7 protein-coding genes and 5 tRNA genes are annotated in these 6,000 nt (G+C 35.2%); all 12 read right to left on the reverse strand.

Features of this window, described 5'->3' with window-relative positions:
• Nucleotides 1–34 precede the first annotated feature (34 nt).
• The gene (gene nusG, locus I3217_RS09260) at nt 35–589 is read right to left on the reverse strand and encodes a transcription termination/antitermination protein NusG (protein ID WP_435049480.1); all 555 of its coding nucleotides are present in this window, start codon (nt 587–589) and stop codon (nt 35–37) included.
• 16 nt (nt 590–605) lie between these two features.
• Nucleotides 606–800, reverse strand: coding sequence for a preprotein translocase subunit SecE (gene secE, locus I3217_RS09265; RefSeq protein ID WP_435049481.1), 195 nt, complete (start codon nt 798–800; stop codon nt 606–608).
• Nucleotides 801–821: 21 nt separating this feature from the next.
• Nucleotides 822–894, reverse strand: a tRNA-Trp gene (locus tag I3217_RS09270).
• 62 nt (nt 895–956) lie between these two features.
• Nucleotides 957–2,144, reverse strand: a complete 1,188-nt coding sequence (tuf, locus tag I3217_RS09275) for an elongation factor Tu (RefSeq protein ID WP_435049482.1) — start codon at nt 2,142–2,144, stop codon at nt 957–959.
• 61 nt (nt 2,145–2,205) lie between these two features.
• Nucleotides 2,206–2,277: transfer RNA gene (locus I3217_RS09280), tRNA-Thr, on the reverse strand.
• A gap of 9 nt (nt 2,278–2,286) precedes the next feature.
• Nucleotides 2,287–2,359, reverse strand: a tRNA-Gly gene (locus I3217_RS09285).
• Nucleotides 2,360–2,423: 64 nt separating this feature from the next.
• Nucleotides 2,424–2,505 (reverse strand) — tRNA-Tyr (locus tag I3217_RS09290).
• A gap of 33 nt (nt 2,506–2,538) precedes the next feature.
• Nucleotides 2,539–2,612: transfer RNA gene (locus I3217_RS09295), tRNA-Thr, on the reverse strand.
• A 102-nt stretch (nt 2,613–2,714) separates the two neighbouring features.
• Nucleotides 2,715–3,017, reverse strand: coding sequence for a ribosome hibernation-promoting factor, HPF/YfiA family (hpf, locus tag I3217_RS09300; RefSeq protein WP_435049483.1), 303 nt, complete (start codon nt 3,015–3,017; stop codon nt 2,715–2,717).
• Nucleotides 3,018–3,056: 39 nt separating this feature from the next.
• Nucleotides 3,057–3,947 carry a tyrosine-type recombinase/integrase gene (locus tag I3217_RS09305; RefSeq protein ID WP_435049484.1) on the reverse strand — a complete coding sequence of 297 codons (891 nt, stop codon included), beginning with the start codon at nt 3,945–3,947 and terminating at the stop codon, nt 3,057–3,059.
• Nucleotides 3,948–4,063: 116 nt separating this feature from the next.
• Nucleotides 4,064–4,258, reverse strand: a complete 195-nt coding sequence (gene rpsU, locus I3217_RS09310; protein ID WP_435049485.1) for a 30S ribosomal protein S21 — start codon at nt 4,256–4,258, stop codon at nt 4,064–4,066.
• Nucleotides 4,259–4,354: 96 nt separating this feature from the next.
• A complete protein-coding gene (locus I3217_RS09315) occupies nt 4,355–5,779 on the reverse strand; it encodes a carboxypeptidase-like regulatory domain-containing protein (protein WP_435049486.1) in 1,425 nt (474 codons plus the stop codon).
• Nucleotides 5,780–6,000: the final 221 nt, after the last annotated feature.

Consider the following 6,000-nt stretch of genomic DNA (forward strand, 5'->3'; position numbering starts at 1 on the left):
GCGGTATTACACATCGGTATCGTTGTAACAATTATTATACTTTTTCAACTTGCATATAACTTAACTCTAATGGTGTTTTTCTTCCAAAAATCTTCACCATAACTTCAAGCTTACGCTTTTCTTCATTTATCTTTTCAATCGTACCGTCAAATCCATTAAATGGACCGTCGATTACTTTTACTGTCTCACCAATAGTATAAGGTATCGCAACGTTTTTCTCTGTTTCTACAGTTAATTCATCTACCTTACCTAACATTCTGTTTACTTCAGACTGTCTTAACGGCACCGGATCTCCTCCTTTAGTTTCACCTAAAAAACCGATAACATTAGTTACTGATCTTATAATGTGAGGTATTTCCCCACTTAAATTGGCTTGCACCATAATGTAACCAGGAAAATAAACTTTTTCTTTGCTTATTTTCTTTCCGTTACGGATTTGAATTACTTTTTCTGTAGGAACAAGTACCTGATCAACATAATCCTGAAGCCCTAATCTCGCTATTTCAGTCTCGATATAGGCTTTGATTTTATTTTCCTGACCACTTACGGCTCTAACAACATACCACTTTTTTGCATTCCCTTCAGACATAAATTAATGTTTTATTTTAGTTTATTAAATGAAAGTAAAATGCGATGACTTTGCTGAATACTGTATCTATTCCCCATATTGCTAAAGAGAATAATGTAGAGAATACAGCTACTAAAATAGTTAAGCTTTGTGCTTCTGACATTGTTGGCCAAGTCACATTATGCTTTAACTCTTCAAACGATTCTTTTACGTAATTTACAAATCCAGCCATTGTTTTTCTATACTTTATTAGCACGGGTTGAGAGACTCGAACTCCCGACACCTGGTTTTGGAGACCAGTGCTCTACCAACTGAGCTAAACCCGTAGGTAAAAGTTAAGGTATTCCGTTATTGAAACACCTTAACCTTATATATTATTAAACTTTAATTAGTCTAAAATTTCAGTTACCTGACCTGCACCAACAGTTCTACCACCTTCACGGATAGCGAAACGTAAACCTACGTTCATCGCGATAGTATTAAGTAATTCAACTGTAATAGTTAAGTTATCACCAGGCATTACCATTTCTACTCCTTCTGGTAATTGGATAGTACCAGTTACGTCTGTTGTACGTACGTAGAATTGTGGACGGTAATTGTTGTGGAATGGAGTGTGACGTCCACCTTCTTCTTTCTTAAGGATATAAACCTCTGCTTTAAATTTAGCGTGAGGAGTTACAGATCCTGGCTTAACGATAACCATACCTCTTTTGATTTGGTCTTTATCGATACCTCTTAATAAGATACCTACGTTATCTCCAGCTTCACCTCTATCTAATATCTTACGGAACATTTCAACTCCAGTAATAGTAGAAGTTAATTTCTCAGCACCCATACCGATAATTTCAACAGCATCTCCTGTGTTAGCAACACCAGTTTCGATACGTCCAGTTGCTACTGTACCACGACCTGTAATAGAGAATACGTCTTCGATTGGCATTAAGAAAGGCTTATCAACATCACGTTGTGGTAACTCGATCCAGTTATCAACAGCATCCATTAATTCCATTACAGTATCAACCCATTTTTGCTCACCGTTAAGTGCACCTAAAGCAGATCCCATAATTACTGGTCCGTTATCACCATCGTACTCATAGAAAGATAATAAATCTCTTACTTCCATTTCTACAAGCTCTAAAAGCTCTTCATCATCCACCATATCAACTTTGTTTAAGAAAACAACGATACGAGGAATACCTACCTGACGACCTAATAAGATGTGCTCACGAGTTTGTGGCATTGGCCCATCAGTAGCAGCTACCACTAAGATAGCACCATCCATTTGCGCAGCTCCAGTTACCATGTTCTTTACGTAATCCGCGTGACCTGGACAGTCAACGTGAGCATAGTGACGGTTAGCTGTAGAATATTCAACGTGAGATGTATTAATAGTAATACCTCTTTCTTTCTCTTCAGGAGCGTTATCGATAGAATCGAAACTTCTTAACTCTGATAAACCAGCGTTAGCTAATACAGTAGTAATAGCAGCTGTTAAAGTTGTTTTACCGTGATCTACGTGTCCAATTGTACCTATATTTAAGTGTGGTTTGGAACGATCAAAAGTTGCCTTTGCCATGTTTTAAAATTTAATCTTAGTTATATAATAATATTAGTGTATTCTTATTATGCTTTAATCGAGCCAATGACGGGAATTGAACCCGTGACCTCTTCCTTACCAAGGAAACGCTCTACCCCTGAGCTACACCGGCTTAAAATTGAGCGGGAGACCGGGTTCGAACCGGCGACATTCAGCTTGGAAGGCTGACGCTCTACCAACTGAGCTACTCCCGCATTATTTTAATCATTTAAATTTTTACAATTTACATCATTTGTAATAAAAGCACTACAAATAATGTGGGGAGAGCAGGATTCGAACCTGCGAAGACATAGTCAGCAGATTTACAGTCTGCCCTCGTTGGCCGCTTGAGTATCTCCCCAATTATAAAAACTTCACTCTATTAAAGAACTTGAGCCGATAGAGGGACTCGAACCCACGACCTGCTGATTACAAATCAGCTGCTCTAGCCAGCTGAGCTACATCGGCTTTTCACTGCTTTTTTCACCACAAAAAAAGCCCGCTATTTCTAACGGACTGCAAATGTATATATTTATTCTTTTATTCAAAACATTTTTTCAAAATATTTTATCACATATACGTTTTTAATTTCTCTTTTCGCTTTTTTAATTGTCTTTCTAAAGACGCCGCAGCAATATCTGCGCCCTCTTCAAAGGTTTTACATTGTTTCTTTACAACAAAACTATCGCCAGGCACACTAACGCGAGCTTCAAAAATTTTATTCTCTTTGTCGCTCGTATTTTCAACTTTTAAATAAACATCGGAACTTATAACCTTGTCATAAAACAGGTCTAATTTATCCATTCGCTTCTGAATAAAGTCTATCAATTTTTGATCTGCAGTAAAATTGACTGATTGCATGTTTACCTTCATACTTCTTGATTTTAATATTAGACAATTGGTGCTTTCGTTCTATTTATTATTTCTAGGATGTGCATTTAAATACACTTTTTTTAATTCTGAAATACTATTATGCGTATACACTTGTGTAGACGCCAGACTAGAATGCCCAAGAAGTTCTTTTACGGCATTCAACTCTGCACCTTGATTGAGTAAATGAGTAGCAAACGAATGCCGTAAAATATGCGGGCTCTTTTTTACTTTTGAAGATGCCAAACTAAAATAGTTATTTATTATTCTGTAAACAAGTGTTTCGTAAATTTTAACGCCCTTTTTTGTTAAAAACATAAAATCGAAATCCGTAATATTTGCTAATGCATTTCGCTCTGTTAAATACAACTCTAGGTTATTTATTACAGAAGGCAACAATGGCACCAGGCGCTCCTTATTCCGTTTTCCCAGCACCTTTAAAGTTTTGTTCTCTAAGTTAAAATCTTCAATTTTTAACTGAATTAACTCAATTCTTCGAATTCCGGTTGAATAAAACAATTCGATAATTAAACGGTCTCTTAGGCCTTCAAAATCATTAGCAAAATCAAAGTTATCTAACACACTGGTCATTTCTGTTTCTGAAAATGGTACCTGAAGCGTTTTCTTAACTTTTAAAGCTTTATGCTTCGCCAGTGGATTTACAGATACCCCTCCCAATTTCAATTGAAATTTATAATAAGAATTTAAAGCAGACACCTTGCGGTTTATACTTCGGTTAGATAAACCAGATTCCACCAAAGTTACAACCCATCGTCTAATCTCCGGGTAATTAACCGAGTTTACATCTTTCAAGTCACATTCATTTTCTAAGAATTCGAAAAAGGTTTGCAAATCTTTTGCGTATGCATTTACAGTTAACGGCGAATACTTTTTCTCTAAAAGCAGGTAATCTAAAAAGGCATTTAAACTCATATAACAATCTATACGTGCTAATATACTAACTTAAAAACAGGTAGTAGAATAAAAATAAAGCAAAAAAAAAATCCTGCAATAGCAGGATTTTTAAATTGTATTTCGAGATGAAAAGATTAAATTTCTTCTTGATCTCTTAAAGTCTGAATATACTGTGCTTTCTGAATCTGTGCTCTACGTGCTACAGAAGGCTTCGTAAATTGCTTACGTGCTTGTAACTGACGCTTAGTACCAGTTCTGTCAAACTTACGTTTGTAACGCTTAAGCGCTCTATCTATATTCTCTCCTTCTTTAATTGGTATTATTAACATAGTCCTTAACCTCCTCTCTTTTAGCATTCGGGCTGCAAATATAAAAAGTTAATTTAAATCTGAAGCATAAAAAATAAAATATTTTAATACTCTTAACTACTCCTTATATAAAGTTGAACGCTGAGTTAAATCTTTAATGAGCTGCTCATCCTCTTCACTTTCCAGCAAGGTGTTATAATTTTTCCAGAACGCTTTATCGTAGGGCTTAATAGAAAATATATTGGCGTCCCAAGGCTTATCCATTTCCTGCGCCACGTCTTCCGGCTCAACTACAATCTCGGTGAACAACAACTCTTGCACCGAATAATAATAACGTTCTTCTTTATTATAGGCTTCCGTTTCTTCATCTGTTTTACCTTCAGAGGACTTACCCACATTTACCAACTTTGGTGTTTCGTAATACAAATAATTAGGATACATTTTATCATGATACTCCATAAAGGTAATTACCAGTTTATGATTTACCTGAGTGCCGAATAACACTTTACTCCTACTTTTCTGCTGAGGAGATGCAGCTACTAATTCGTATTCTATCTTTTTAATCGCGTAATTATCCCAGTACACATACATCCATCCTCGTGCATGGTAGCCGTCATTATAAATTCCTTTAGTCTCCAGATTCACATAATCACTACCATTGTCTATTCGAATTTTATAAATTTTTCTATCGTTATCAACCAAAATTGTATCTAACTCAAACTGATGTGATTTTAAAATATCTTCCCCAAATAAAGCCTTGGATTTTCCACTATTGCGCAATATATTGAGTTTTCCTCCAAACAGAATTTCCAAACCATTCGTTCGCCTGTCATTCCATTTTATTGCCTGAACTAATGAAGAGGTCTTAATTGTATCTCTCTTAAGATTTTTAGCTTTTAAATTCCTTAGCCCTTTTTCCTGCTTTAAATACGACGTATACACCAGAAGACTATCTACATCGCGCAAATCGTAGCTCTTACGCATCTGATCTACATTTATCTTTAAATTTTGATTGGAATTGGAAGTAAAACTGGAATCATATAGCGTAATAGCACTTTCTATTAGCCATTTAAACTCCTTAGTATTACGTTCTTTATATCTTAAAAAACCCTTCTGAACATAAGGCGCTTCCGGAAAATTAACCGATAATTTTTCTAAAGCCTTTAAAACAATCTCGTTTCCTGTTTTAGGCCGGGTATCTGCAACCAGCAATACTTCATCCAAAGCAGCTATATCTTCTTCCAGATAAATAACATTACTATTGTCGAATTTACCGACCAGCACTTTAAAACTTTTATACCCAATAGAAGAAACAACTAAAGTGTCGTTAGCATAAGACTCGGGTACCAACAATACAAACTTACCATCGGCATTACTTATTGTCCCAGTAGTAGTATTCTGAATATAAATACTGGCACTTTCTATAGGCAGCATCGTACCAAAATCAACAATCTGATTTTTAAGCTCGGTTTGAGCTGAAATAAAAAGAGAATATAAAATAAAGGTTAAAGTGAAAATTGGTTTTAAACAGAAACGCTTCATATATATTCTCTTTTTTAGTTTTTAACAAAATAGTTCTAATACCTAAAACTATTTTTCTAAGATATTATTTTACCATCTAAATCTAGTAATTAATTTGTAGCTGGTTTATAGTCTTTCTTATCCAAAACCATTTTGGCAATAATCTAAACCAATTTTTGCCAAAACGATTTAACCTATGTTGTTGCTGGTTTATAGTCCTTCTTGTCCAAAACCATTTTGGC

It is taken from the genome of Formosa sp. S-31 (assembly GCF_051172795.1).
Lineage (GTDB): Bacteria > Bacteroidota > Bacteroidia > Flavobacteriales > Flavobacteriaceae > Formosa.

What these genes read in the sequence shown, in the direction of transcription:
- nusG (WP_435049480.1), bottom strand. Translation starts at nt 589, where the DNA reads ATGTCTGAAGGGAATGCAAAAAAGTGGTATGTTGTTAGAGCCGTAAGT.
- secE (WP_435049481.1), bottom strand. Translation starts at nt 800, where the DNA reads ATGGCTGGATTTGTAAATTACGTAAAAGAATCGTTTGAAGAGTTAAAG.
- tuf (WP_435049482.1), bottom strand. Translation starts at nt 2,144, where the DNA reads ATGGCAAAGGCAACTTTTGATCGTTCCAAACCACACTTAAATATAGGT.
- hpf (WP_435049483.1), bottom strand. Translation starts at nt 3,017, where the DNA reads ATGAAGGTAAACATGCAATCAGTCAATTTTACTGCAGATCAAAAATTG.
- I3217_RS09305 (WP_435049484.1), bottom strand. Translation starts at nt 3,947, where the DNA reads ATGAGTTTAAATGCCTTTTTAGATTACCTGCTTTTAGAGAAAAAGTAT.
- rpsU (WP_435049485.1), bottom strand. Translation starts at nt 4,258, where the DNA reads ATGTTAATAATACCAATTAAAGAAGGAGAGAATATAGATAGAGCGCTT.
- I3217_RS09315 (WP_435049486.1), bottom strand. Translation starts at nt 5,779, where the DNA reads ATGAAGCGTTTCTGTTTAAAACCAATTTTCACTTTAACCTTTATTTTA.